24 protein-coding genes are annotated in these 23,955 nt (G+C 52.7%); 20 read left to right on the top strand and 4 right to left on the bottom strand.

What is annotated here, in order from left to right; translation table 11 throughout:
* Positions 1-25 precede the first annotated feature (25 nt).
* The gene (locus tag C0081_RS13075; RefSeq protein ID WP_210200487.1) at positions 26-3,001 is read right to left on the bottom strand and encodes a DUF2336 domain-containing protein; all 2,976 of its coding nucleotides are present in this window, start codon (positions 2,999-3,001) and stop codon (positions 26-28) included.
* A gap of 364 nt (positions 3,002-3,365) precedes the next feature.
* On the opposite strand from C0081_RS13075, the gene C0081_RS13070 reads away from it, so the two are divergent.
* Entirely contained in the window at positions 3,366-4,172 is an 807-nt protein-coding gene (locus C0081_RS13070) for a hypothetical protein (RefSeq protein ID WP_180966889.1), read from the top strand.
* A gap of 75 nt (positions 4,173-4,247) precedes the next feature.
* Here the strand turns inward: C0081_RS13070 and C0081_RS13065 are convergent, their stop codons facing one another.
* From C0081_RS13065 to C0081_RS13055, 3 genes are all read right to left on the bottom strand, one after another.
* Positions 4,248-4,805 carry a DUF1254 domain-containing protein gene (locus C0081_RS13065; protein ID WP_146006460.1) on the bottom strand — a complete coding sequence of 186 codons (558 nt, stop codon included), beginning with the start codon at positions 4,803-4,805 and terminating at the stop codon, positions 4,248-4,250.
* Positions 4,802-5,377: a DUF1214 domain-containing protein gene (locus C0081_RS13060; RefSeq protein ID WP_101534259.1), complete on the bottom strand. Its 576-nt coding sequence runs from the start codon at positions 5,375-5,377 to the stop codon at positions 4,802-4,804. Before C0081_RS13060 ends, C0081_RS13065 begins: the two co-directional genes overlap by 4 nt.
* 233 nt (positions 5,378-5,610) lie before the next feature.
* On the bottom strand, positions 5,611-7,794 hold the full coding sequence (locus C0081_RS13055) for a transglycosylase domain-containing protein (protein ID WP_245417943.1): 2,184 nt from the start codon (positions 7,792-7,794) through the stop codon (positions 5,611-5,613).
* Between the two features lie 266 nt (positions 7,795-8,060).
* On the opposite strand from C0081_RS13055, the gene C0081_RS13050 reads away from it, so the two are divergent.
* The 19 genes from C0081_RS13050 to C0081_RS12960 all read left to right on the top strand — a co-directional run bounded on the left by C0081_RS13050 (position 8,061) and on the right by C0081_RS12960 (position 23,929).
* Entirely contained in the window at positions 8,061-8,591 is a 531-nt protein-coding gene (locus C0081_RS13050; RefSeq protein WP_101534257.1) for a YcgN family cysteine cluster protein, read from the top strand.
* A 332-nt stretch (positions 8,592-8,923) separates the two neighbouring features.
* Positions 8,924-9,475 carry a hypothetical protein gene (locus tag C0081_RS13045; protein WP_101534256.1) on the top strand — a complete coding sequence of 184 codons (552 nt, stop codon included), beginning with the start codon at positions 8,924-8,926 and terminating at the stop codon, positions 9,473-9,475.
* Positions 9,476-9,488: 13 nt separating this feature from the next.
* Complete coding sequence (locus C0081_RS13040) at positions 9,489-10,718, top strand: DNA-packaging protein (protein WP_101534255.1); 1,230 nt, start codon at positions 9,489-9,491, stop codon at positions 10,716-10,718.
* Between the two features lie 26 nt (positions 10,719-10,744).
* Positions 10,745-12,001 carry a phage portal protein gene (locus tag C0081_RS13035; protein ID WP_101534254.1) on the top strand — a complete coding sequence of 419 codons (1,257 nt, stop codon included), beginning with the start codon at positions 10,745-10,747 and terminating at the stop codon, positions 11,999-12,001.
* A gap of 1 nt (position 12,002) precedes the next feature.
* Positions 12,003-12,185 carry a hypothetical protein gene (locus C0081_RS13030; protein ID WP_101534253.1) on the top strand — a complete coding sequence of 61 codons (183 nt, stop codon included), beginning with the start codon at positions 12,003-12,005 and terminating at the stop codon, positions 12,183-12,185.
* A 178-nt stretch (positions 12,186-12,363) separates the two neighbouring features.
* Positions 12,364-13,092: an HK97 family phage prohead protease gene (locus C0081_RS13025; RefSeq protein ID WP_101534252.1), complete on the top strand. Its 729-nt coding sequence runs from the start codon at positions 12,364-12,366 to the stop codon at positions 13,090-13,092.
* 36 nt (positions 13,093-13,128) lie between these two features.
* Entirely contained in the window at positions 13,129-14,400 is a 1,272-nt protein-coding gene (locus C0081_RS13020) for a phage major capsid protein (RefSeq protein ID WP_101534251.1), read from the top strand.
* Between the two features lie 141 nt (positions 14,401-14,541).
* Positions 14,542-15,102 carry a head-tail connector protein gene (locus tag C0081_RS13015; protein WP_180966887.1) on the top strand — a complete coding sequence of 187 codons (561 nt, stop codon included), beginning with the start codon at positions 14,542-14,544 and terminating at the stop codon, positions 15,100-15,102.
* Positions 15,103-15,111: 9 nt separating this feature from the next.
* A complete protein-coding gene (locus tag C0081_RS13010; protein ID WP_101534249.1) occupies positions 15,112-15,468 on the top strand; it encodes a phage head closure protein in 357 nt (118 codons plus the stop codon).
* Positions 15,461-15,715, top strand: coding sequence for a hypothetical protein (locus C0081_RS13005; RefSeq protein WP_101534248.1), 255 nt, complete (start codon positions 15,461-15,463; stop codon positions 15,713-15,715). The genes C0081_RS13010 and C0081_RS13005 overlap by 8 nt, the downstream gene beginning before the upstream one ends.
* Positions 15,712-16,125, top strand: coding sequence for a DUF3168 domain-containing protein (locus C0081_RS13000; RefSeq protein WP_101534247.1), 414 nt, complete (start codon positions 15,712-15,714; stop codon positions 16,123-16,125). The genes C0081_RS13005 and C0081_RS13000 overlap by 4 nt, the downstream gene beginning before the upstream one ends.
* Before the next feature lie 32 nt (positions 16,126-16,157).
* Positions 16,158-16,571, top strand: coding sequence for a phage major tail protein, TP901-1 family (locus C0081_RS12995; protein WP_101534246.1), 414 nt, complete (start codon positions 16,158-16,160; stop codon positions 16,569-16,571).
* Positions 16,572-16,588: 17 nt separating this feature from the next.
* Positions 16,589-16,960, top strand: a complete 372-nt coding sequence (locus C0081_RS12990; RefSeq protein WP_101534245.1) for a gene transfer agent family protein — start codon at positions 16,589-16,591, stop codon at positions 16,958-16,960.
* 29 nt (positions 16,961-16,989) lie between these two features.
* Entirely contained in the window at positions 16,990-17,211 is a 222-nt protein-coding gene (locus tag C0081_RS12985) for a phage tail assembly chaperone (RefSeq protein ID WP_101534244.1), read from the top strand.
* 20 nt (positions 17,212-17,231) lie between these two features.
* A complete protein-coding gene (locus C0081_RS23575; RefSeq protein WP_245417942.1) occupies positions 17,232-17,834 on the top strand; it encodes a phage tail tape measure protein in 603 nt (200 codons plus the stop codon).
* 203 nt (positions 17,835-18,037) lie between these two features.
* Positions 18,038-18,664 carry a DUF2460 domain-containing protein gene (locus tag C0081_RS12975; RefSeq protein ID WP_101534243.1) on the top strand — a complete coding sequence of 209 codons (627 nt, stop codon included), beginning with the start codon at positions 18,038-18,040 and terminating at the stop codon, positions 18,662-18,664.
* Positions 18,661-19,557 carry a DUF2163 domain-containing protein gene (locus C0081_RS12970; protein WP_101534242.1) on the top strand — a complete coding sequence of 299 codons (897 nt, stop codon included), beginning with the start codon at positions 18,661-18,663 and terminating at the stop codon, positions 19,555-19,557. Before C0081_RS12975 ends, C0081_RS12970 begins: the two co-directional genes overlap by 4 nt.
* A gap of 1 nt (position 19,558) precedes the next feature.
* The gene (locus C0081_RS12965) at positions 19,559-20,011 is read left to right on the top strand and encodes an NlpC/P60 family protein (protein WP_101534241.1); all 453 of its coding nucleotides are present in this window, start codon (positions 19,559-19,561) and stop codon (positions 20,009-20,011) included.
* Between the two features lie 27 nt (positions 20,012-20,038).
* Positions 20,039-23,929: a baseplate multidomain protein megatron gene (locus tag C0081_RS12960; RefSeq protein ID WP_101534240.1), complete on the top strand. Its 3,891-nt coding sequence runs from the start codon at positions 20,039-20,041 to the stop codon at positions 23,927-23,929.
* The last annotated feature ends 26 nt before the right edge of the window (positions 23,930-23,955 follow it).

The following is a 23,955-nucleotide window of genomic DNA, read 5'->3' as shown; positions in this document are numbered from 1 at the left end:
GTTTTTTTAAAAAAAATCCGGTTGATTAGTCGTGCATCGATGTGCGGCGACCAAACTCTGGTGCGGCGGTATTGGCCTTGCTGTTAAAGTCTGAACGGTCCACACCGCGCAAACGAGGCGACAATTGCCCCGCTCCATCATCATGGATAGGGATATGCGTTGCTTTAACCAAGCGTCCTGCACCAAACAATTGTTCAACGATTTTAGCCGCAGCAGTCGGATAGAGTTGATTATAAAGAGTCATCAATTGTTCAATCTTGGCATAGCTGTGTGACACCGCATCAGGGCCGTGCAGCAAAATTGACAAAGTGTTGCTCTCGTCCAGTCCGATATAATAAAGATACACCACCAGAGCTTCTCCACCGCTGTCCTGCAACAGTCGGGTCATGTCTAGCCGCCGATGCCCGGAGATCTCGTGCATCATGTCTGCAACATGAATGCGGTCGTTGCCAAATCGGGCCATAACCAACTGTTGAGCAATGGTTTCTTCAAGCATAACTCTGTGTTTGGTATCGTCATTCTGATGCGACATCGTTGCCAATGTGTCAGCCAAAATACTCTGTAGTAGCTCCAGTCGTGTTGCCTCGTCATACTGATAGAATTGATCAGCAACGCCCGTCACACGCCCTGATGCATTTGCTGTTTCAAGCAAACTATTGGGGCCATGCCAGCCGGCGGGAGCGGCATGTGTTGCTGGCGGCATTGGGGCAAGCCCGGCTGCATTTTCTGGTGTCAGTTTGCTTTGATCAATATTCGCCGCCGCTTTGAGTTCGGCAAACTCTTCAACATCCACCACACGATGTCCGGACAGTGCTGGCAGATCTGTCATGTCATCCGCCATTTTATTCGTCTGGTTGTCAGATCCGAACTCGGCCTTATACATAGCATCGACGTCTGCTATATCGGCCGAGATGTGCTGCGGTGCTGTTTGATGTTCCCGTTTGGTCTCACGTTCTGCTGCAAGTTGTTCGACCACCACCTGCATGGGTGCGAACTGCATCTCATCGATAGAGACCATTTTGCCATTTTCGATATAGGCCAATTCAACAGGTTCGACCATTTCGACAAAGGGGGCCGCGCTTTTCTGTTGTTTCATCAACAATTCTGTTGCGGACGGTAGATCGGGCACAGCCTCTACCAAATCCAGCCCCTCAAACGACACCATGTCTGGCATGAAGCCCGCTGTGGCGTGGTCTTGGGCGTGTGTTCCCTGTTTGACGGACTGACTTTCGACCTCAGTTTTGACTGGAGCCTTATCTATCTGTGTCACATCAACAACGGGGGTGACTTCCAGCTGAATAGACTTTTTGGGTGGCTCAACAACGGCAGCAACAAGGGTGTCGCTTGCAGGTGAGGGCGCAGTGCGTGGTTCGGTCAGCGTGGTTTCGGACGATAAAACCTTGGCGGTAGGCATTGCGACAGAATTGGTCTGGGCAGGAAGGGATTGGACGCTAACGGTTGCTGATGGTTTGGCTGCTGCCACCTGACTTGCTTCGGTGAAGCCCGTGGTTGCGCGCTCAGCGCTAAGCGGATCAAAATCTCGGTTCAAACGATCCAAGGCTTTGTGCCAGTCGTCTTCTGTTGCCGAACAAAGCTCAATGCTTGGCAAAGCGTCCGTGACCGATGTTTTTTCTTTATTCACCACGTCGCTGGTGCGTTTGCGAATGGTCAGCTTGATCTGAGGTTTTCTGTCTTCTGTTTTGTCTTTATCAGAGTCTACGGGCTTGGTCGCGGACTGAGAGGGTGTCGGCTCTGACTTGGGATTTGTCTGTAACTTTTCAGAAAGCACCGCAGCTTCTTGTTGATCCAGCGGACGATTAAGCGCGGTCTGTACTAGGGCATCTTGTGATTGTACTAAGGCATCATCAAGAGCGTCTATTTTGCCGGCTCCAACATGTGCAGCTGGCAACGCATCATTTGTGGGCTCCAACACGGTGGCAGTCAGTTCGTGGGCTTGAGCCTCTGGGACTGCACCTGTCTTAGCGTCAACCGTGGCTGCCAAATCGTCATCGGCGCTTCGGTCTTGTCCAACAAAGGATATCGTCGCGGGGCGCGTATGCTCGTCAAGCACTTCCAGTGGCGGAATGCGTGCATTGTCGGCGTCATTGGCACCAATGGTGAAAGCGAAGCGGCGCTCATTGTCCTGAGCGTCTGAGATGGCTTCTATTGCCAAGGAACTGGCCAATGCTTCTATGGCTTCATCATCTAGCTGTTCCCAGTCAGCTCCACCGAGCTTTTCCAGTAACGCAATGTCTTCAGAATCCAGAAAATCCTGATGGGCATCGGCAACGGGGGCAGTGTCATGAGAGGCAGGTTCAACGGCTGGGTTAGCGGTCGCGATGACTTTCTGTTCCGCTGTTGCAACAGCCTTCGCTTCAGGTTGGTAATGCTCATACCAGCCTTGTTCCATGGAAGAAACCAATGCGTCTAGCTTGCCTTTGTCTTGCGTCATCACATTCAGCCCCGTTCTCTCTTGATCAGCTTCGCTGAGTCGCGTCATGCGACCAAGTAGATTTTCTGAAATGCCGGGCAAGGTTTCCCTATTGCCAAGCAGAGTCTGTGCCACCAGTTTTTCGCCAAAAGACAACAAATGGGAAATCAAAACCGGTGTGAGATCTGTCCGTTGGGCAATCGCTTGCCGATCAGCCAGTGTTCCTTGCAAAATCTGTGTCGTCAATTCCGAACATGTCAGCACTGCAGACTGTTTTAGAATTGGCGACGAAACCATGGGGTTATCACAACATAGCAATATCAACACATCAAGCGGAGCACCCTTTGCACGAGCCAGAAGGTGCGCAGCCGCAATGCGATCCTCAAGATCGGCCGCTGAATGATGGCTACGAAAGAGCGTCGAAAAACGCTTCTGAGCGTGTTGATTGAACTGTTGAGACGCCAGATAATTTTCTGTCACCTCGACGAGCATTGACGTTGTTGGGGCTATCTGCACTTGGATGCCTTCTTGGATCTTGTCGTGGAATGATGAATTGGCCTTGGCATCCACTTGCATTTACCCTGATAATCTACCGCCAGGCAGAGTTTGTCTGGCTATCCTCGTCTGCAAACTTTAATTAGTTGTTAACCATAAAGGCGAGGGGTGCATTATCCACCAGCTCCATGTCAATTTTTTGCAGAACAACAGCCATCAGACAAACTTGCTTGGCTTCTGCAGCCAACTGCGGAACAATCGCACTTGTTTGATTCGAAATAAGATACCAAATGTTTATCGCGTTGCCCCCTGGGGATCAACTCCGCACATGCAAGATAGGACCGTCAGGCCATTGGAAAGTAACAAACAATGTCCGATTTTACAGAACCCTTTGAAGCGACCCTTTGCGTGGCCTCTGGTTCCCTTTGGGCTCGCCCTCGTGTTGCTTGCCTCTTGCACATCCATGGATGGGGATTTGGGACGTCCTGAACGGGGCAGTACAACAAGTTCTTTGTTCGAATTTGGCGGGGAAGTCCGATCAAAACTCAATGGCGAACTATATTCCAACTTCAATGTAACAGATGAAGAAACCACCATGCGCAACAAGGCATGGGTTTTGATCAGGCCGCCTCACGCTCAGGATTGGATTTCATCTGACCTTTGGGAGTTTTTTCCGTCTATTCGCAATGTTGGATTGCATGTTTTAACGGAAACTCAACGAACGCGCCTGACGCCTGTCATCGATACCGCATTTGAACCCAAATACTACTATCGCGCCTTAAGGGCCTCTCGTTACGCCTCCCACCATGTACGATACGACCGAGTGACAACAGACATAAATGAGGATCGGGAAGCCTTCGCTGCATTCATTCCAACGGCAGAACGCGTGGTTACTATGGATGCCGAGCGCATGGCTGCTCTAGGGCGCTTGGCCGATATGGATCCAAGACAAATGAAGGATGCCTATGCGCGCGTCGATGAAAATCGACGTTTTATTGGCTGGGTTTGGCGTGCGGTACAGTTCCGCATGCGTGCTTATGCTTACGCCATAAAACGTCTTGAGATCGAAACGCCTTCGCCCAAGGTGCTAGAAGCCAACAGGGCGCTGAAAGAGCTTTCTCGCGAATTCGAAGCGCAGAATGGAACTCTTGGCGATGCTCGTACAGATGACACAGAGGGCGATGTCAAACGGTCCCGCTACACACGGCGGCAATGGGCCAAGGAAGACCCCAATCTTGTAAAATAAGCCTGCCGATTGATACCCTTGCCAATGCCGCCCAATCTGCAGTTCATCGCTCTTGATTGTCTGTTGGTGCAGATTCTATAGGGTGTCTTGTCGCCACAAGGGTCCACAGGAGAGGGCGCTGATCGCGTCTGCTGTCGCGCTTCTATTTCTCTCCGACGCAACAAAGGCGCGGAGCAAAAGCAAGCCCTGATTTTCTGTCGCGGAGATGATGATCGTTGTGTCCTCAATAAGATCGGGCCGTTCAGACAATAGCCTTTGCTGACCTCTGGTCGCCAAGACGACGTTAATCACAGGTCCGGAAATCTGGTTTGTGACGCTAAACTGGCTGCGGCCCTGACGGTCTAGGTAATTGAGGCTCCAAAAGTCCCCTGTCAAATTACCTTTGAGCAGAATGGGCGCATCTGTCAAATCCACCCGACAAATGCCATAGGCAAACGCAGGGTCCAGATCTTGTGACAATGCAATCGCTTCCTTGGGATCTGATACCGTATGGATGCGATGCAAAGGGCCCAGTGAAAGCATACGATGCCAGACATCATTCTGGGAATTATACGGAATCGCAAAAATGGTCGCAATATGGATGATGACCGCCATCAAAAGTGCCGCGCCGAGTATGAAAGCCAAGCGGATCATTCGCAACTCACCCATTCTATTTCGGGAAGGCGGACCTCACCAAAGCCTCCACCACTGGTCAATGGTGTTTCATACAACCGTAAAACAAGTTTAAAGGACGAAGAGACTTCACTGCTGAGCCAATTACCACCCATCGCTTCTGGCCCCGTGACAATTTCATAGCCACTGCCACCAAGCCTTGCGATGTTGCGACTGTGAAAGCCGTAACGCGCCGATGGATTGTCGACCAATTTGCCATTAAGGGTGATCAAAGACAGCGTCCAAAGCCGCGTTGGTAGGTCTGTTCCATGCACACGATATTGACAGGCACCATCGAGGGGGGTGCCGTTGTCGTCCGTAATAGCCACAAAGGCCAAGCCTTCTCCCGAGCCGAACGGTAACGCCCCTTTGCGTGCGTGATCTGCTTTTGAATAGGGATTGGCATTCGGTCCAGAGGCATTTGGCCATGCGCGCCACGGCCCCACTTCGAACAATTCGAGACGGTCGGCATTATTCACTGCGACATAGGCACTGCCGATGCCCAGACCCGCTGCGATAACAATGAAAAGAATGATATCTCTTAACAGGAGCACGCGTTATAGCCCTTGGATCTGTTCTTCAGTAAGACCCGCTTGATACATGAAAATATCCCGCTGAATATGCTGAATTAAAGTGCAATCTAACGACCATCTAACGATCTATACCATGACAATCCGTACAGGGATTTTACTAAAGGTCAATTGCAGATTGTTGTTTTTGGCCTTTCTGACGCGAATTACAGTTAAATAAGTCACATACGGGACGCATTAAGCGGAGATTGTCGCTGCTAATTGTTGCGCCAGTTTTTTGTAATGTCCAAAAGGCCCGAGTTCTCTGGGCGTTGCATTGGAATAAGCCCAGAGACTATTTGTGGTTTTTTCTCTCCAGTGTTTTGATCTACTGAAGGGCGCAATGGTTGCACACGTGGTTCGCTTTGTGGCACCCGTATCAATCCAGATAGCTTGTCCAGTTGCACTACCACTTCGGGCGTCAGGCGTTGAATGCCGCGGTTTGCCTTCAGGTCCTTGATCCGTCCACCCTCGGCGGCTTGACTGGGCGAGTGCAGCTTTGCAAAAGCAACGGGATCTTCCACAAAGGGCATTGGTTTAAGCGCAACTTGTTGATGGGCCGAGTTCATGATGGCCTGCCATGTCATGGCAGGCAGGTTGCCGCCTGTCAGGCGTCTCGTGGGCGTGCTATTGTCATTACCGAACCAGACTGCAGCAGAATAGTTGCCGGTGAAACCACAGAACCATGCATCTTTATAGGCTGATGTCGTGCCGGTTTTGCCTGCTGCTTTGATGCCCGGCAATCGCGCGCGCCTGCCTGTGCCAGCTTCGATAACGGTCACCAACATCTCATTCATGTAGCCGATTGCTTTTTCAGGAATGACCTGTTCAACTTTGACGTCGCGTTTTCGGTCAAAAATCACCCGTCCCTTTGAATCTATCATCTGCAGAACGGCGTGTGCTTCGGCCTTTTTGCCGCCAGATGCAAACACGGCATAGCCGGTTGCCATGTCCATTACGGTCACTTCAGAAGCGCCCAATGGCAGAGAGCGCGTTATCATCAATTCTGTTTTTACCCCCATTTTGTAGGCGGTCTCGACGATCTTGTCCCGCCCGATGGCTTGGGCAAGGCGCACGGGAATGGTGTTGATCGAGCGTTTCAGAGCATTGGTCAGCGTAACTGGGCCAGAGTAGGACCGACCATAGTTTTTGGGTGACCAATTGCCGATGGTAATCGGTGCATCGGGAACCACTGATTTTGGCGTGTAGCCATTCATCATTGCGGTTGTATAAACAAAGGGCTTGAAGGAAGATCCGGGCTGTCGTTTGGCGTCTGTCGCGCGGTTAAACTGGCTTTTGCCATAGTCGCGTCCACCAACAATTGCGATGACGGCACCGTCTGGCTCCATAAGAACCGCAGCAGCCTCGCTCACCCCATATTGTTTGCCATAGTCCCGCAAATGGCGTTCAACAGCTTGCTCTGACTGTTTTTGCAGCGTCATGTCAATTGAGGTTTTGACCGTCAAAACGCGATGTTTGCCGCCAGCAAGAAGCTTGACTTCTTCAAAGGCCCAATCAAGAAAATAGTTAGGAATGGCGCTGTCTGTTTTATCAATCGGTGTCGCTGGATTGCGTAAGGCGCCGACAATCTGACCTTCGGTCATAAAGCCGCCTTGCACCATATTGACGAGGACTTCCTTGGCGCGGGCGCGTGCCTTTGGCAGATTCACATGCGGCGCATAGTTGGTTGGCGCCTTGAAAAGCCCCGCCAGCATGGCTGCTTCAGCCAAATTTATATCTTTCGCGGATTTGCCAAAATAATATTTTGCGGCTGCCGCAATACCATAGGTGCCACCGCCCATATAGGCGCGGTCTAAATAGAGTTTCAGGATCTGCCGTTTGGTCAAGCGCGCTTCCAGCCACAATGATAGAAAGGCTTCGTCAATTTTTCGCTTGAGTGTGCGTTCATTGGTGAGAAACAGATTCTTCGCCAATTGCTGTGTCAGCGTTGATCCGCCCTGAACCACGCCGCCTGCACGCGCATTTTCAATCATCGCACGGGTGAGGCCAAAAAAATCGATGCCAAAATGCTCGAAAAAACGACGATCTTCGGTGGCCAAAACAGCCTTGATAAAGTGATCGGGCAGGTCCTGCAATTCAAAGGAATCATCCTGCAAAATACCGCGTTGGCCGATTTCATTGCCAAACCGGTCAAGAAAAGTGACGGCATAATCTTCTTGTTCGGGCAAACCGCCTTCTGTCAAATCAAAGTTGGACAGAGCCAGCGACAAAGCAAATATGGACCCAAAGACCGTCAGCGTCAGCCCACCCGACAGCATCTGCACCAGCCAGTATCGCCAACCGGTCACAGTGAAGCGACGCATGAAGGAGTTGGCTGTGTCCAGCGTTCGGGCCAAAAGGCCTCGAAGTTGATAAAGACCGGTATCGAACGAGGCATCCAAAGCCAAAAGCCTCGATTTTAACTTGATCTTTGTCCTATTTTGATACGGATCGCGCACTATGATTACTGTCTCTGTCCAGATGTGGAATGTCTGTTATGACTTTGTTAGGGCTTACCAGTCAAGAAGCAAGTACTAAGCCAAAGTTTAAGCAAACTTTTCTTTTATTAGAAAAATTGGCCTACTCTATGGTCGACGCCTTGACAAGCACCGGCAAAATCGTTGACGGGTTTGTTCCATTAAAGTGAACGGGAATCGGTGATCCACACATGACCAGTGAAACATACAGACCGTCCGATGCGCATGCTGAACATGATAAATCGGAAAAACCTTTTTGGCAGGTGAAGCGTCTCGATGAAATGTCCCGCTCTGAATGGGAGTCCCTCTGCGACGGCTGTGCTCGCTGCTGCTTGAACAAACTGGAAGACTGGGACACTGGCGAAATCATTTGGACGAACGTCGCCTGTAGCTTGCTCGATGATAAAAGTTGCCGCTGCAAGGATTATCACAATCGGCTTGAGACCATTCCCGACTGTGTGCCTCTGGATGTTGCCAAAGTTCAATCGCTCACATGGCTGCCTCCGACCTGCGCTTATCGTTTGTTGGATGAAGGGTATGACCTCTATTGGTGGCACCCGTTGGTGTCCGGCGATCCGAACACCATCCATCAAGCCGGAATTTCGGTGCAAGGCAAGGTGATTTCGGAAGAGGGCATGCAAGTGGAAGACTATGAAAACCACATCGTATTTTGGCCAGGAGCCGAGGAAGATGACGTGCCCAAGCTTCTCAATGCTGAATGAAGTCCGACTTCTTCACAAATTATATGCGCGTAGGATGTTGATACTCTTGCATAAATTGCAATTTTAACAAGAAAAATACAACTTAAACGATTATTTTTCTTGACCTGCGAACGGTCCTGCGGTACATATTCGATACAGTCGGAATGGTGTGAGTAAACTTCTCGCAGTCCGGCTGTTTTTGTATCTAATCCAATCAAGACGCCGTCCATCCTGTTTCAGCCGCTCGGTTCGCCGATGCGGTTTTTTTGTGTCCGCTCGAAACTGGCCTTCGGGGCAGTGTCTATGGCTGGCCATGCTCAGGATAAAGCCAGGGATATTGCCAAGGAAATCGTATGAAACAGAAAAAGCCCACGGCCCATGATTGGTTGGCCATCCGTCGGCAGTGTGATGCGGGCGACCAAAGCATTCGAGCCATCGCCAATGCGCACGGCTTAAGCGCTTCTTACCTGTATTCCAAGCGCAGCGAATGGAGAGCTGAACAAGAGGCAAGTGGCGATCAAAGCCCCGAGCAAGAGTTTGCGGAACACCGTGCGATGGTCAAACGGCTATATCACGCCACAGACCGGCAGATCCGTCATTTGGAAACACGTCTTGAAAATGGTGACGCGGCTTTTGACGAAAAAGAAGCCCGCATGTTGGGCACAATCGCCCGTACGCTGGACAAGATCATGGAACTGGTTCCCAAAGCCCCAAGCAAAAAGCCGTTAGCCGAGCTTGGTTCAAAAAAGCCAACCAGCCGACAGGCTCATGAGGAAGTGAATAGTGACGACACAGGCCAAGACCAGCCCAATCTTGACACCCTCCGCCAAGAACTTGCGCTCCGCCTTGATCGATTGCAGCAAGGAACAAAGAGCAAGCTTTCTGGCGACGTTGAGCGGTCCTGAGTTGACCGCATTGATGGGTGATTGGGAAATCTGGGCGCGACCGGACCAGCTGCCTCCCGCGCAAGATTGGACCACATGGCTGGTTATGGGCGGGCGTGGTGCTGGTAAAACACGAACCGGAGCCGAATGGGTCAAAGCAATGGTATTCGGCAAAGCCCCATTTACACATCAATCTTACGGCCGAATTGCCCTCATTGGTGAAACACTGGGCGATGCACGGGATGTCATGGTGGAGGGGGTATCTGGTTTGCTGTCGGTGCATTCCAAGGATGAACGACCCAACTGGCAACCGTCGCGCAAGCGGCTGGTGTGGCCCAACGGCGCCATTGCGCAAATCTTTTCGGCCGAAGACCCCGAAAGCCTGCGTGGACCGCAGTTCGATGCCGCTTGGGGCGATGAGCTGGCAAAATGGAAACATGCGGAAGCCACTTGGGATATGTTGCAGTTCGGCTTGCGATTGGGTGTGCAGCCGCGGCAAATCGTAACCACGACCCCGCGTCCAACAGCGCTACTCAAACGCTTGCTGAAAGAGCCGCGCACCGTAACAACACATGCGCCGACACGGGCCAATCTGGCCAATCTGGCACCTGGGTTTCTCGACACTATCGTACGCCGCTATCAGGGGACGCGCCTTGGGCGGCAGGAGCTGGATGGAGAATTGATTGAAGAACGCTCCGATGCTTTGTGGCGACGCCAACAACTTGATTTGCTGCGTGTAGAAGAGGCGCCCGTTCATCTGGTCCGCATCGTGGTGGCAATTGATCCACCTGCGACATCAACCAAAGGAGCCGATGCTTGCGGCATTGTGGCAGCTGGGTTGGATGGTGACGGCAATTGCTACATTCTCAAGGACAAGTCTTTGTCCGAGGTCAGTCCGACAGGATGGGCGACAAAAGCCATCGCGTTGTTTCACCGCTTGGAGGCGGATTGCGTGATTGCCGAAGTCAATCAGGGCGGCGAAATGGTGACAACAATTTTGGCCGGCATCGACGCCAACGTTCCTGTTCGTTCTGTACGGGCCAATCGCGGCAAATATCTCCGTGCAGAGCCTGTGTCTGCGCTCTATGAGCAAGGCCGTGTGCGCCATGTTGGCAATTTTGCCGAACTGGAAGATGAAATGTGCGATTTCGGCTTGGATGGCCTGTCGTCCGGCAAAAGCCCTGACCGACTTGATGCCATGGTTTGGGCCGTGACCAACCTGTGTTTGGGCGAACAAGCCGAACCCAAAGTTCGCTCATTCTGACAATTCTCAAAGGAAGGAAGAAGCGCATGCTTCACTGGACCTGGAAGGGGCCGGTGCGTTCCCGCACGCCCCAACCCCACCAAGATCAAACACCCAGCAGTGCGCAACCGGTGGAGCGTAAAAGCTCACAAACCGGTGCATTGTTGGCGGTTCACCAAACGGGTCGGCCACGTTGGACCCCTCGGGATTATGCTGCGCTTGCCCATCAGGGCTATGCGCGCAACCCGATCGTCTATCGTTCAATCCGCATGATTTCCGAGGCCGCAGCTTCGGTGCCCATGCTGTGCCAAATGGGAGGCCAGCGGTTGAGCGACCACCCCGCCTTATCGCTGCTGGCCCACCCCAATGCCCGACAGGCAGGAGCGGACTGGCTGGAGAGCCTGTTTGGGCATTTGTTGGTGTCTGGCAATGCTTATGTCGAGGCTGTCTATGGAGCAAACACCCTGCGAGAATTGCACAGCCTGCGGCCCGATCGAATGAAGGTGGTGCCCGGACCAGATGGCTGGCCAGAGGCCTTCGACTATACGGTCGGTGGCAAATCTGTGCGGTTTGATCAAAATGAAGATCGCCATCCCGTGCCGCCGATCCTGCATTTGACCTTGTTCCATCCTCTGGACGATCACTACGGCCTCAGCCCGCTGGAAGCCGCCCAAACCAGTCTGGATGTGCACAACGCCGCCGCCAGTTGGAACAAGGCGCTTTTGGATAATTCTGCCCGTCCGTCCGGCGCGCTTGTCTATGCCGCATCAGAAGCAGGCAACCTGTCAGACGAGCAATTCGAACGCCTCAAAAAGGAACTGGAAGACGGCTATCAAGGTGCCATGAATGCCGGTCGTCCGCTTTTGCTCGAGGGCGGGCTCGACTGGAAAAGCATGAGTATGTCGCCACGCGATATGGACTTTATCGACGCCAAGAACAGCGCCGCGCGCGAGATCGCTCTGGCCTTCGGTGTACCACCCATGTTGTTGGGCATTCCTGGCGACAACACCTATGCCAATTATGCTGAAGCCAATCGTGCTTTTTGGCGACAAACGGTTCTGCCGCTTACATCGCGCTGTTTGCACAGTTTGGCTTTGTGGTTGTCGCCTGCCTATGATGCGCCATTCGATTTGAAAATCGATCTTGATCATATCTCTGCGCTGGCCGGTGAACGTGAGGCGCTGTGGCGGCGCGTCGGCGATGCATCATTCCTTAGCGAAGATGAAAAACGCATCGCCGTCGGATATGCCCCCCATAACCCAGAACAAAGGGACCCAGACAGGGGCAATGGGGGAGGGAGCTGATGTGTCGGAAGCTTTGCAAATCTTTTCAACCAAAGGCGATCTCGCTCATGTGGCGCTGTTTCTTTGGGCCAGTGCATCAAGTGCGTTGCTGGTCTGGAGCTTGCGTGAACAAGCTGCCTCCAATCAAAGGTTTCAGGATTTTGTTGAAGAAATCGCCCGCATCACCCGTCTTTTGGATGGATGACCACACGGCTCCTGCTGTCGCATCATCTGTAGCGGCTCATAAAGAGATTTTCTCCCGATTTGCCCTGTGTCTGGAGACACATCTCAAAGACCAGCCCAAGGCACGCATACGCCTCGTCTCGGCACTGTAACCAGACCACTGTTGCTCCCCCTGAAATTCTTCAAAAAGGAAAATACCCATGGATCGTGATCACGCCTTGCGGCGGGAAATGAAAGCCATGTCCGCGACGCTGAGTTCGGTCGGCAAAGACGGCTTGTTTGAAGGCTACGCTTGTCTGTTTGACAAAGAAGATCTCGGCCATGACCTTATTCGCCCCGGTGCTTTTTCAAAAAGCCTCAAGCAACGCGGTCAACAGGGTATCAAACTGCTGTATCAGCATGACCCCGCTCAGCCGATTGGTCAGTGGCTGAGCATTCGAGAAGACGCAAAAGGCCTCTTTGTGCGTGGCCAATTGGCGCTCGATGTCGAAAAAGCGCGCGAGATCCATTCTATGATGAAAGCTGGCATTCTGGATGGATTGTCTATCGGCTTTCGCACTGTGCGTGGGCACTCCGACAAAAAGGCAGGCGTGCGATATCTCGTCGAGCTTGATCTTTGGGAAATTTCGATCGTTACATTCCCGATGCAGCCCGATGCGCGCATCTCTTCCATCAAAGCCGAGGGCGGGAGGAGAGCCGTAACTCCTGCCTTTAATCCTCCCTTCAGTAAACGTGAATTGGAACGCAAGCTCATGCATGACGCTGGGCTAACGCGTTCTCAAGCCCGCGGTCTTTTGACCCGTGGCTTCTCTGGTCTGACCGGCATGCAGGACGCTGCCTCCTCTCGGCCAATCCACCCGCTAACCAGTTTGCATCGCCTGACAAACACGCTGCATCAGGCGACCCGCACCTTGGGTTCCGGGACGTAAAACCAATCAATGTTTCTCACTCATAAGGCAATTCTGATGAACAAACAGATTCACTCTTCTCCCGAGATAAAATCTCTCACCGATGCCGACTTGGGCAGCGCGTTTGACGATTTTCTAGGCTCGTTCGAGGCTTTCAAACAAGCCAATGACGAACGCCTTGACCAGATTGAAAAGCGCTCTGCCGATGTGTTGACCGACCACAAGGTCGATCGCATCTCAAAAGCATTGGACGACCAACAGTCGGCATTGGATACTCTGATCCTCAAAGCCCGTCGCCCCGGTCTTGGTGAAACGCATAACGGCCGCCATGCCCATGGCGCCTTGCTTTCAGCGGGAGCCATGCAGCACAAAACCGCATTTGATCGTTACATTCGGGCCGGTGTCGAGCAAGATCTGCACCAGCTGGAGGCAAAAGCCATGTCGGTCGGGTCTGATCCAGATGGCGGCTATTTGGTGCCCGAGCAAATCGAAGCCGAAGTCGGCAAGCGACTGGCCGCGATCTCGCCTATCCGCGCCATTGCCGATATACGCGAGGTCTCGGGCTCCACCCTGAAGAAGCCTTTTGCTGTTTCTGGTCCGCAGGTCGGCTGGGTCGGCGAAACTGCCTCCCGCCCACAAACAGACGGCTCAACCTTGGCGGAGCTTTCTTTCCCTACGATGGAGCTCTACGCCATGCCTGCAGCCACGCCGAGCTTGCTCGATGATGCTGCAGTCAACATTGAAGAATGGATCGCTTCCGAGGTCGAGGCTGCCTTTGCCGCTCAAGAAGGGGCGGCCTTTGTCAATGGAGATGGCGTCAACCAACCTAAAGGCTTTATGAGTGAAACAGCGGTTGATGAAGACAGTTGGACCTGGGGTAACATCGGCCGCGTCAAATCAGGTGCTGCCGGAGCGTTTGCATCCTCTGACCCGGATGACGCTCTGATTGATCTGGTCTACAGCCTCAAGGCCGGCTATCGCCAGAACGCCCAGTTTGTCATGAACCGTCGCTCGCAAGCGGCCATTCGCAAGCTCAAAGACTCCGATGGCAGTTATCTCTGGCAGCCACCAACAGCAGTCGGTGGCAAGGCGTCTTTGTTGAACTTTGCCATCACGGAAGCTGAAGACATGCCTGACATCGCAGCCGATGCCAACGCCATTGCCTTTGGCGATTTCAAACGTGGGTATCTGGTGGTTGACCGTTTGGGGCTGCGCATTTTGCGTGACCCATTCTCGGCCAAACCCTACGTCCTCTTCTACACCACCAAACGTGTAGGTGGCGGTGTGCAGGACTTCGACGCCATCAAACTGATGCAGTTCTCAGTCTGACCCCAACAAACTCCAATGGGGCGAAATTTTCGTCGCCTCATTGGGTGCCTTTGCTGGTTTTCCTCCCGGCTAGCAAAGGCATCCATTTCTTTCTCAATGGCCAATCCTCCGGCTTATGATTTCATTTGCAATGGTACAAATATGACAGCCAATCTTTTGTCTCCGCCGATGGTGGAACCGGTTAGCCTTGCCGACATCAAGGCCTTTTTGAAACTGGACAGCGACGCGGAAGACGATCTATTGCGGGCCTTCATCAGTTCGGCTCGAGTGCATCTTGAGCATTTGACGGGCCGCCAGTTCATCACACAGACATGGCGCGTTCTGCTTGATGGTGATTTGGGCCGGAGAATTTCGTTACCGTTACAGCCGGTCTCGAATATCGTTTCTGCGGCCATTCTCTCCGAAGACGGTGATTTGTTGTCTTTGGCGACCGAGAGCTTTGCGCTCTACCAATCCCACAATCCGGCGCTGATTGTTAACTCGGGGGGCATGCTGCTAACCGCTGGCCAGCGTCTGCAACTGGACTTGGAAACCGGATACGGACCGTCAGACGAAGATGTGCCAATGCCGCTCAAGCAGGCTCTGAAAATGATTGTTGCAGAGTGGTATGAGCGGCGCCTGATCGCAGATCCCACTCAATTGCCAACGCTTGCAAAAGCATTGCAGCCTTTGGTCAATCCCTACAAAACCATTCGATTGTAGGAGGTCTCTATGCCTGAAAGAGCCTTGAAAGCCTTCAATTTCGATCCTGCCGGTTTGAAGCATCAAATAGAGCTACGTGCGCCAGACTTCGACGCCATCTCGCCTTGGCAAGGGGCGACATCGACCCAGCTGGTTGCACAAGTTTGGGCAGGGGTTCTGAACGTATCTGCCCAAGAAAAACTGGATGCTGAGCAAGCCGCCAACAGCCGCTCGATTGAGCTGATAATGCGTCATCGCACTGATTTAGGGACAGTCACCATGATCACCTTCGACGGTCAATCTTTTGACCTGCTGTCTATGAGCGACCCTGACTTCAGCAAAAGATGGCTCATCATTCAAGCGCGGAGCACCCTTGGTCATGCGTAACAAAACTCTCGCGCATCAGCTCATCGCAGACCGTCTACCCCGCATTGCCGCGCAATTGCAAGAACTGGCCGAACAGCAGAGTCTAAAGATCGACATTACCCCTGAGATAGGAGGAGAGACTGCTCAACTGGCTATGAGTGGCCCGAACATCATGAGCCAGCAGTTTGGGGATAGGGAAACGCAAGCCTCAGCTTCGATCAGCCGTCTATTGCAATCCTTGGCTCAGATCGGGAGACAGTCTTCATGATGCTGGCATCTCGCAGCCTGGAACAGGCGATTTTTAACGCGCTTAAAGCCGATAATACCCTGATCGAATTTTTGGGTGGCGTTCGTATCTATGACGAACCCAGACGCGACAGCGTATTCCCCTACCTTACAGTGACGACCAGTTATACGCGTGACTGGAGCACAGGCAGCGAAGCAGGCGACGAACACCGCCTGATGATTACCGTCTGGGCCGGGTCTAATGATCGCATGCTGCAACAGGAGATTTTGGCCTGTTTGCGCGCGTCTCTCACAGATCCGGCCCTGAGCCTGACAGATCACCATCTTGTCAACCTTCAGATTGAGCGTTGCGAAATCCGCCCAGACCGCAAGAACCGGTTGCTTCAAGGCGTGATGCAGATCCGTGCCGTAACGGAAGAATACGCACAATAGGCAACAGTTTAATTCTACAAGGAGATCCAACAATGACTGCACAACGAGGCAAAGACCTGCTTTTGAAAGTTCGCAACGCTGCCGATGATGCCTTTGTCACCGTCGCTGGCCTGCGTGCACGTTCTCTGTCCTTCAACGCCGAGAGTGTTGACATCAGCCACTCTGAATCAGCCGGACGATGGCGCGAGTTACTATCCGGCGCAGGAATGCGTCGGGCCAGCCTGTCTGGCAGTGGGCTTTTCAAAGACGGGGACAGTGATGAGCGCCTGCGCACATTGTTTTTTGATGGAGCAATCATCAATTGGCAGGTCATTATACCGGACTTTGGTATCCTTGAAGGCCCGTTTCAAATCACTGCGTTGGAATATTCCGGCAATCACGACAATGAACTGGCGTTTGAATTGGCGCTGGAATCCGCCGGCCTGCTCACCTTCACTGCTCTGTAAGCGAAAGCAAAATGCTCATGGCAAACCGAAGACGTGGCGAGATATCGCTCGAACTCAATGAAAAACCATATCGATTGTGCCTAACCCTTGGCGCGCTTGCCGAGCTGGAGGACAGTATGGGACTTGAAAATATCGGCCAGCTGGCCGATCGGTTTGCACAAGGCAAAGTCCGAAGCGTGGATTTGGTCAAAATACTGGGGGCCGCTTTGCGTGCCGGTGGTGCAGACATTTGTGATAAAGAAGCTGCCGCCATGCGATGCGAAGGCGGAGCAATTGCCCTCACCAAAGCGTTGGTTGATGTTTTGCGATTAACCTTTGATCCTCATGCCGATGCTGCGGGTGTCTCTTTTGAGGGAGAGGGGGCTGCTCCAACTGCAAACCCCATCTAGGCCGATCTGACCCTGACAGGTCGGCCAATGTGATCGACGCGTTTCCATGGGATACCATTTTGTGCTTGGGCATGCAGTCTTTGGGCTGGGCACCGCAGACCGTCTGGGGTGTAACTCCCAAAGAGCTGTTGTCAGCGATCGGGGCAAGTCCTGCAACCAGCGCACAACCAAGCCGCAATGCGCTTGCACAGCTGTGTGAGGCTTTCCCGGATAGCCACAGTACAGGGGCTTCCACCACAAACAGTTTCTAAAATAATGAAAGGACAGTGTCATGGCCGCAGAAGTAGTTGAGACCGCCGTGATTCAAGTGGAGGCGGACATCAGATCCTTTTCCAAGGAAATGAGTTCTGCACAAAAGCAGGCTGATATGCTGGGGAACAAAGTGGCCGGCGCTATGGAGCAGGCGCTGGTGAGTGGCAAAAGCCTCGAACAAATTTTCAAAAATCTTGCGCTTGATATGAGTAAGAGTTTTCTAGCCGCTGGCATGGCGCCCCTCAAGCAAATGGTTTCGGGCACGGTGTCGAATATGGCATCGGGCTTGTTTTCAGCGCTGGGGTCGTCTGCGTCTTCCGGGGGGACCTCATTGTTTGGATCCTTGATGCCTTTTGCCAAGGGAGGCGTTGTTTCTTCGCCATCGCTGTTTCCCTTGCAATCGGGAACAGGGTTGATGGGGGAAGCCGGTGCCGAAGCGATCCTTCCTCTAAGGCGAGGCGCAGACGGTAGCCTTGGCGTTGCGGCGCCCAATGCGTCAGGGCAGCCGGTATCCATCGTGATGAATGTCACCACAACAGATGCGAACTCTTTCACTAAATCGGAAAATCAGATTGCGACAAAATTAACCCGCGCCGTCGGACGGGGACGACGCGGGCTATAATTGCTGGCGTACGACGAGGAGGGGCTCGACCACCAACGGGCTAGCAGGAAGGAACGCCTTCTGGTCATAAGTGATCAGCCCCCGGAGCTTCACGCAAATAACCCTCTGCATCGCAAAATTACCATGACATGGGGCCTATGGGCGCTCCTTGATCGAAGTCAAAGATATCCCTTCTGTTATAAACACTTAGCCGGATGAGGCATATGAACGGTTTTCATGAAATTCTATTCCCGCTGGATGTCGGATTTGGCGCCTCCGGAGGGCCGGAGCGCCGGACTGACGTCGCAACGCTTGCTTCCGGGTTCGAAGAACGCAATGCCCGCTGGGCGTCGTCACGCCGGACATTTGATGCAGGCCTTGGGGTGCGGTCTTTTGCTGACCTGCAAGCCGTTTTGTCCTTTTTTGAAGAACGGCGCGGCAAGCTTTACGGGTTCCGTTTTCGAGACCCGCTAGATCATGCGTCTTGCGGTTTTGGTAAATCTCCGTCAGCTAACGATCAAACCATCGCTATTGGAGATGGAACTTCGTGTTCATTTGTGCTGATCAAAACCTACGGCGGGCTGCATGCGCCCTATTACCGCACCATTTCAAAACCTGTTGCCGGCTCGGTCGCTATCGCGCTCAACGGAGCAGACGTAACAGCATATTCCGTCAATGAGGTGACGGGGACCGTGACGTTTGACACAGCGCCTGCTGATGGTGCGGTCATCAGTGCCGGGTTCTTGTTCGATGTACCTGTCCGCTTCGACACCGATAAATTGGAGTTTTCTTTAAGCGCGTTCGAAGCGGGAGACATCCCTTCGATCCCTTTGGTGGAGATCCGAGTATGAAAACCCTATCAGATGATTTTGAGGCCCATTTGAAGTCTGGTGTAACCACGCTGGCAACCTGCTGGATCTTGCGCCGAACAGACGGTTGTGCGCTCGGATTTACGGACCACGACAAAACGCTCGAACTGCAAGGCATATCTTGTGAGCCTGCTTCTGGTTTGACGGGTTCGGAAATTAGACAAAGCGACGGCTTCGCCAGTGACGATCAGGATATAAGCGGAATCCTGACGTCTGATCGTATCTCTGAAGCCGATTTGATGAGTGGCCGATATGATGCTGCGGTGATTGAGACTTGGCGGGTCAATTGGCAAGTGCCTGAACAGGCGATAATGCTTCGCACTGGCTATTTGGGCGAAATCAAGCGCGATTCCCAGAGCTTTCAGGCCGAAATTCGAAGTCTATCCGTCGAATTGGAGCAAGAGCGTGGGCGTATTTATCAATATGGATGCGATGCGTCGTTAGGCGATGCACGGTGCGGGATTGATCTCAGTCTCGCAGGTCTAGGGTTTGAAGGCACTGTCGCCTCCCGCTTATCACCGACTGAAATCACCGTTGTACTTAGCAGTCGGCCTGCCTCGGGTCAGCTGACGATGGGATGTTTGGAAATGCTGTCTGGCGAGGCCAATGCGATGCGTTTTGATATCCTGTCTCATCACATTGATGGTACGCAAGAACGCTTGGAATTATGGCTGCCTATTCATGTTGGAGTGGCGGTTGGAGATGCTGTGTGCGTTACGGTTGGTTGCGATAAGACCTTTGCGACATGTCGCAATCAATTTGGTAATCAGCTCAATTTTCGCGGATTTCCCCATATACCTGGCAATGACTTCATTCTCAGTTATCCCGAACAAGGCCTCACACGCGACGGCTCCGCCATCGTGGTGGAGCAATGAGATGACGCACCATCAAAGTGAAAAAATTGGTGTTCCTCAGATCATTGAAGAAGCGATGAGTTGGCAAGGCACTCCTTATAAGCATCAAGCCAGTTGCAAGGGCGCCGGTTGCGATTGCCTCGGTTTGATCCGAGGCGTCTATCGTTGTTTTTGGGCTGAACCAGAATTGCCTCCCTCATATAGCCCCGATTGGGCCGATGCAGGGGGGGAGGAAACTTTTGCCAACGCCGCAAATCGTTATTTGCAGCCCATAGAAATTGAGCATTTGCAGGCCGGCAATGTGATGCTTTTCCGCTATCGAGCAAACCACCCCGCCAAACATGCGGGCATCCTTATCAACGCTGACCGGTTTCTGCATGCCCAGCACGGAAGCGGCGTTGTGCTCGTTTCTCTGAACGACTGGTGGCGGCGACACATCGCTTATGCCTTTTCGTTCCCGCTATCGCTGCGCTGATCCTCTCCACCAAATGGAATTTAAATTATGACCACTCTTGTTCTTAAAACAGCAGGCAGCATGATCGGCGGTGCTTTGTTGGGCCCATTTGGTGCAGCTTTGGGCGGTGCCTTGGGTGCAAGCGCAGGCTATGCTATCGACCAATCGTTATTTGGCGGTTCGACAAGCAAAACGGAAGGTCCTCGATTGTCGGATCTTCAAGTCCAAACCTCAACCGAAGGTGCTCCAATTGCGCGTCTTTATGGCCGGGCCCGTTTGAACGGCGAGATCTTCTGGGCCACCCACTATACCGAGAAGGTAACACGTAGAGAGCAAAAAACAGGAGCCTCGAAAGGCGGGGGCGGCGGTTCTACGGTGGAGCAAACAACCTACAGCTATTTTGCCAACTTTGCTGTTGGCCTTTGCGAAGGCGAGATCGGTTATGTGGGCCGGATCTGGGCTAATGGCAGCGTTTTGGATTTGCAGGATATTACCTATCGTGTCTATCGCGGCACCAATGACCAGCAACCCGATAGCTTGATTGAGGCCAAACAAGGGACTAACAAATGTCCGGCCTACCGTGGTTTGGCGTATGTGGTTTTTGAAGATTTGCCTTTGGCCGATTTTGGTAACCGCATTCCACAACTGAGCTTTGAGGTGATCCGGCCCGTGGGAGAGCTGGAACAACAAGTGCGCTCCATCGTCATGATACCCGGGGCAACAGAATTCGGCTACGATACGCAAGAAATCACACGCAAAGTGGCCGTTGGGGAATGGGAAAGTGAAAATCGACATTCCTTCGAACCAGGCACCAATTTTGATGTCTCTCTTGATCATCTGGTTGCAACCTGTCCCAATTTACAGCGTATTGCCTTGGTGGTGAGCTGGTTTGGTTCTGATTTGCGGGCCGAACATTGCCAAATCAGACCGTGCGTGGACGGCTCCTCAAAGGAAACTCAGGGGGATAGCTGGTCGGTGGCGGGCGTATCTCGGTCTACCGCACAAGCGGTCAGCCAATTGGACGGACGTCCTGCTTACGGTGGCACACCGTCTGACGCTTCGGTGAAAAATGCGATTACTGCGATCAAGGCAAAGGGCCTTGAGGTTGTTCTGTATCCATTTTTGATGATGGATATTCCGCCTGATAACAGTTTGGCTGACCCATATGGGCACTCGAGCCAGACCGCATATCCTTGGCGTGGTCGGATAACCTGTTCCCCTGCAGCTGATCAGCCGATCAGTGCCGACAAAACCAGCCTTGCTGCTGCACAGATCGATCAGTTTGTCCAAACCCAAGACTGGAGCTATCAGCGGTTTATCCTGCATTATGCGCAATTGGCTCTTGAGTCGGGCGGCGTTGATGCCTTTTTGCTCGGGTCTGAGTTGCGCGGCTTAACAACTGTGCGAGACGGGGAAGGGGCCTATCCCTTTGTATCGCATTTGAAAACAATGGCCGCAGACGTGCGCACTCTGGTCGGCCAAGACTGTATGCTCACCTACGGTGCAGATTGGTCGGAGTATTTTGGCCACCATCCAAGCGGTGAATCGGGCGTTGTTCGGTATCACCTCGATGCGCTCTGGGCAGATGCAAACATTGATGCTGTTGGCATCGACAATTATATGCCCCTGTCTGACTGGCGGTCCGGATATCAACATACTGACGCATCTTTGTCTGACAACGGGCTGGATAAAGATTATCTCCAAGCAAACATCGCAGGTGGCGAAGGCTTTGATTGGTATTATGCCTCGCCTGCAGATCGCGATGCTCAAATTCGTACCGAGATTACCGATGGAGGCGCACAGAAGCCTTGGGTTTACCGTTACAAGGATTTGGTCAATTGGTGGTCCAACACCCATTATGATCGCGATAATGGGCAGGAAGCGGGCTTACCGACAGACTGGCAGCCACAGTCCAAACCGATATGGTTCACCGAAATCGGCTGTCCTGCCGTGCACTTGGGCCCCAATCAGCCCAATGTCTTTCCAGATCCAAAATCGGCAGAAGGCGGATTGCCATATCATTCCACCGGATCACGAGACGATGCGGCTCAGAGGCAGATGCTGACTGCCAGTCTTGACTATTGGGCTACACAGATCAATGTCGGGAACCCAGTGTCGAGTGTTTACAACCGCCCAATGGTTGACCCCGATCAGATCTTTCTTTGGGCTTGGGATGCAAGGCCTTTTCCTGCGTTTCCTTCAAGTCTCGATATTTGGTCCGACGGTTCGAACTGGCAGACGGGGCATTGGCTTAATGGTCGTTTGGGCAGCGCCCCTCTGGAGGGTATTGTACGAACGATACTCGCCGACTACGGGTTGCCTGAGCCGAATTTCCCCTCTCCCGCGCCTGTTCTGGACGGCTTTGTTATTGACCGGCGAATGTCTGCTCGTGCGGCATTGGAAGGATTATGCGACGCATTCGGACTTTCATTTATCGCTAGCGGCAATCATCTCACCATCCAGTCCTCTAAGCGCCGCTCTGCCATTGCACTCGATAGCAACGCCTTGGCGGAAGAACGAGACACGCCCTTGATTGCAAGGCAGCTGGAGCCATGGGAATCTGAAGTCTCCAGTGTTACATTCGGTTTCAAGGAACTGTTCCAAGATTATCGCCAGTCGGTGGCCCGCTATGATCAACCGGCTGCCCGCACGCGGCAAGACAGCTCCGTGTCGCTAGCGGCAGTATCCACTCAACCGGTGATGGTTGAGGCTGCAAAAAATTGGCTCCGAAGCAAAAATTATGCGCGGCATACCATCCGTTTTGCACTGCCACCTTCGCTGCTGGCGCTGGAAGCTGGCGATCAACTATCCCTTGATGAAGATGAAACAGGAACATTCTATCGTATTGACGAGATTGAAGACGGCGTATTGCGCACGGTGACCGCCAGTTTGTCTGCTCCGAGAAACACAGCACCTTTGTCGTTGAGCCTTAGAAATGGATCCACACAAAACCCGACAAAAATCCTGCCCCAATTGTTGAGCCTCGACTTACCATTGTTACCGGGAAAAACCGAACGGCCACACGCGCCCTATTTGGCAGCCTTTGGACAACCTTGGGCTGGTGGGGTGGCTCTATATGCTGGAACCACCCAAAGTGGATTCCGCCTGCAGCAGTCTTTGGATGTTGCGGCCATTGTTGGTGAACTTGCCAGTGATCTTTCTGCAAGACAGAATTTCATTTTTGATAGAACAAGTTTCGTGGACGTGACCCTCTATCACGGCGACCTTGCATCGGTTGACGAGGGTGTTTTGTTATCAGGAAGCAACGCCGCGGCGATCAAAGCCTCCAACAACGAATGGGAAGTTCTACAATTTTCCTCGGCCGAATTGATCGGGTCCCACCTTTGGCGGTTGAAGGGATTTTTGCGCGGGCAATTAGGCACTGAAAATGCTGCCTTGGCTGGTGCACATCAAGGGGCGCAATTTGTCCTCTTGGATGAGGCGGTTGACGCATTAGAAATCGATATCAGTCAGTTGCAAAAACAGTTGCCTCATCGTTTGGTCCCGATAGGTGGCAATCTGTCAGGTCCAGATAATGCCGATACAGTGATCGATGTGCCAGGACGCGCTTTGAAGCCATTGTCACCCGTTCATTTGCGCGCCCAAAGGCTTACTGGCAGCAACGATTTGCATCTGACTTGGCTTCGTAGAGGTCGTCTTGATGCCGACAGCTGGGTTGGCGCGTCCATTCCATTGGACGAAGAAAAACTAATCTATCAGACTACCCTTAGGCATCCATCTTCCGGCCTGATCATCAAGCAGATCGAGACAGATGCTGCAATTTTGGTTTACCCGGCCAGTGAGCAAATTGTTGATGGGGTTTCTGCACTTAACGAACTAACCGTCGAGATTGCGCAACTAAGCAACAAAATTGGCGCTGGTGACCTCCTTACCCGCCGGATTGATTTGTTAAGTTTGCGGGTTTGGGACCCTTCCTAATCGCAAGCTAAATCCAATCGATACAT

The sequence above is a fragment of the Cohaesibacter celericrescens genome (assembly GCF_002866925.1).
Taxonomy (GTDB): domain Bacteria; phylum Pseudomonadota; class Alphaproteobacteria; order Rhizobiales; family Cohaesibacteraceae; genus Cohaesibacter; species Cohaesibacter celericrescens.
The sequence above is the reverse complement of the archived record's forward strand: the minus strand, read 5'-3'. Positions and strand labels throughout refer to the sequence as shown.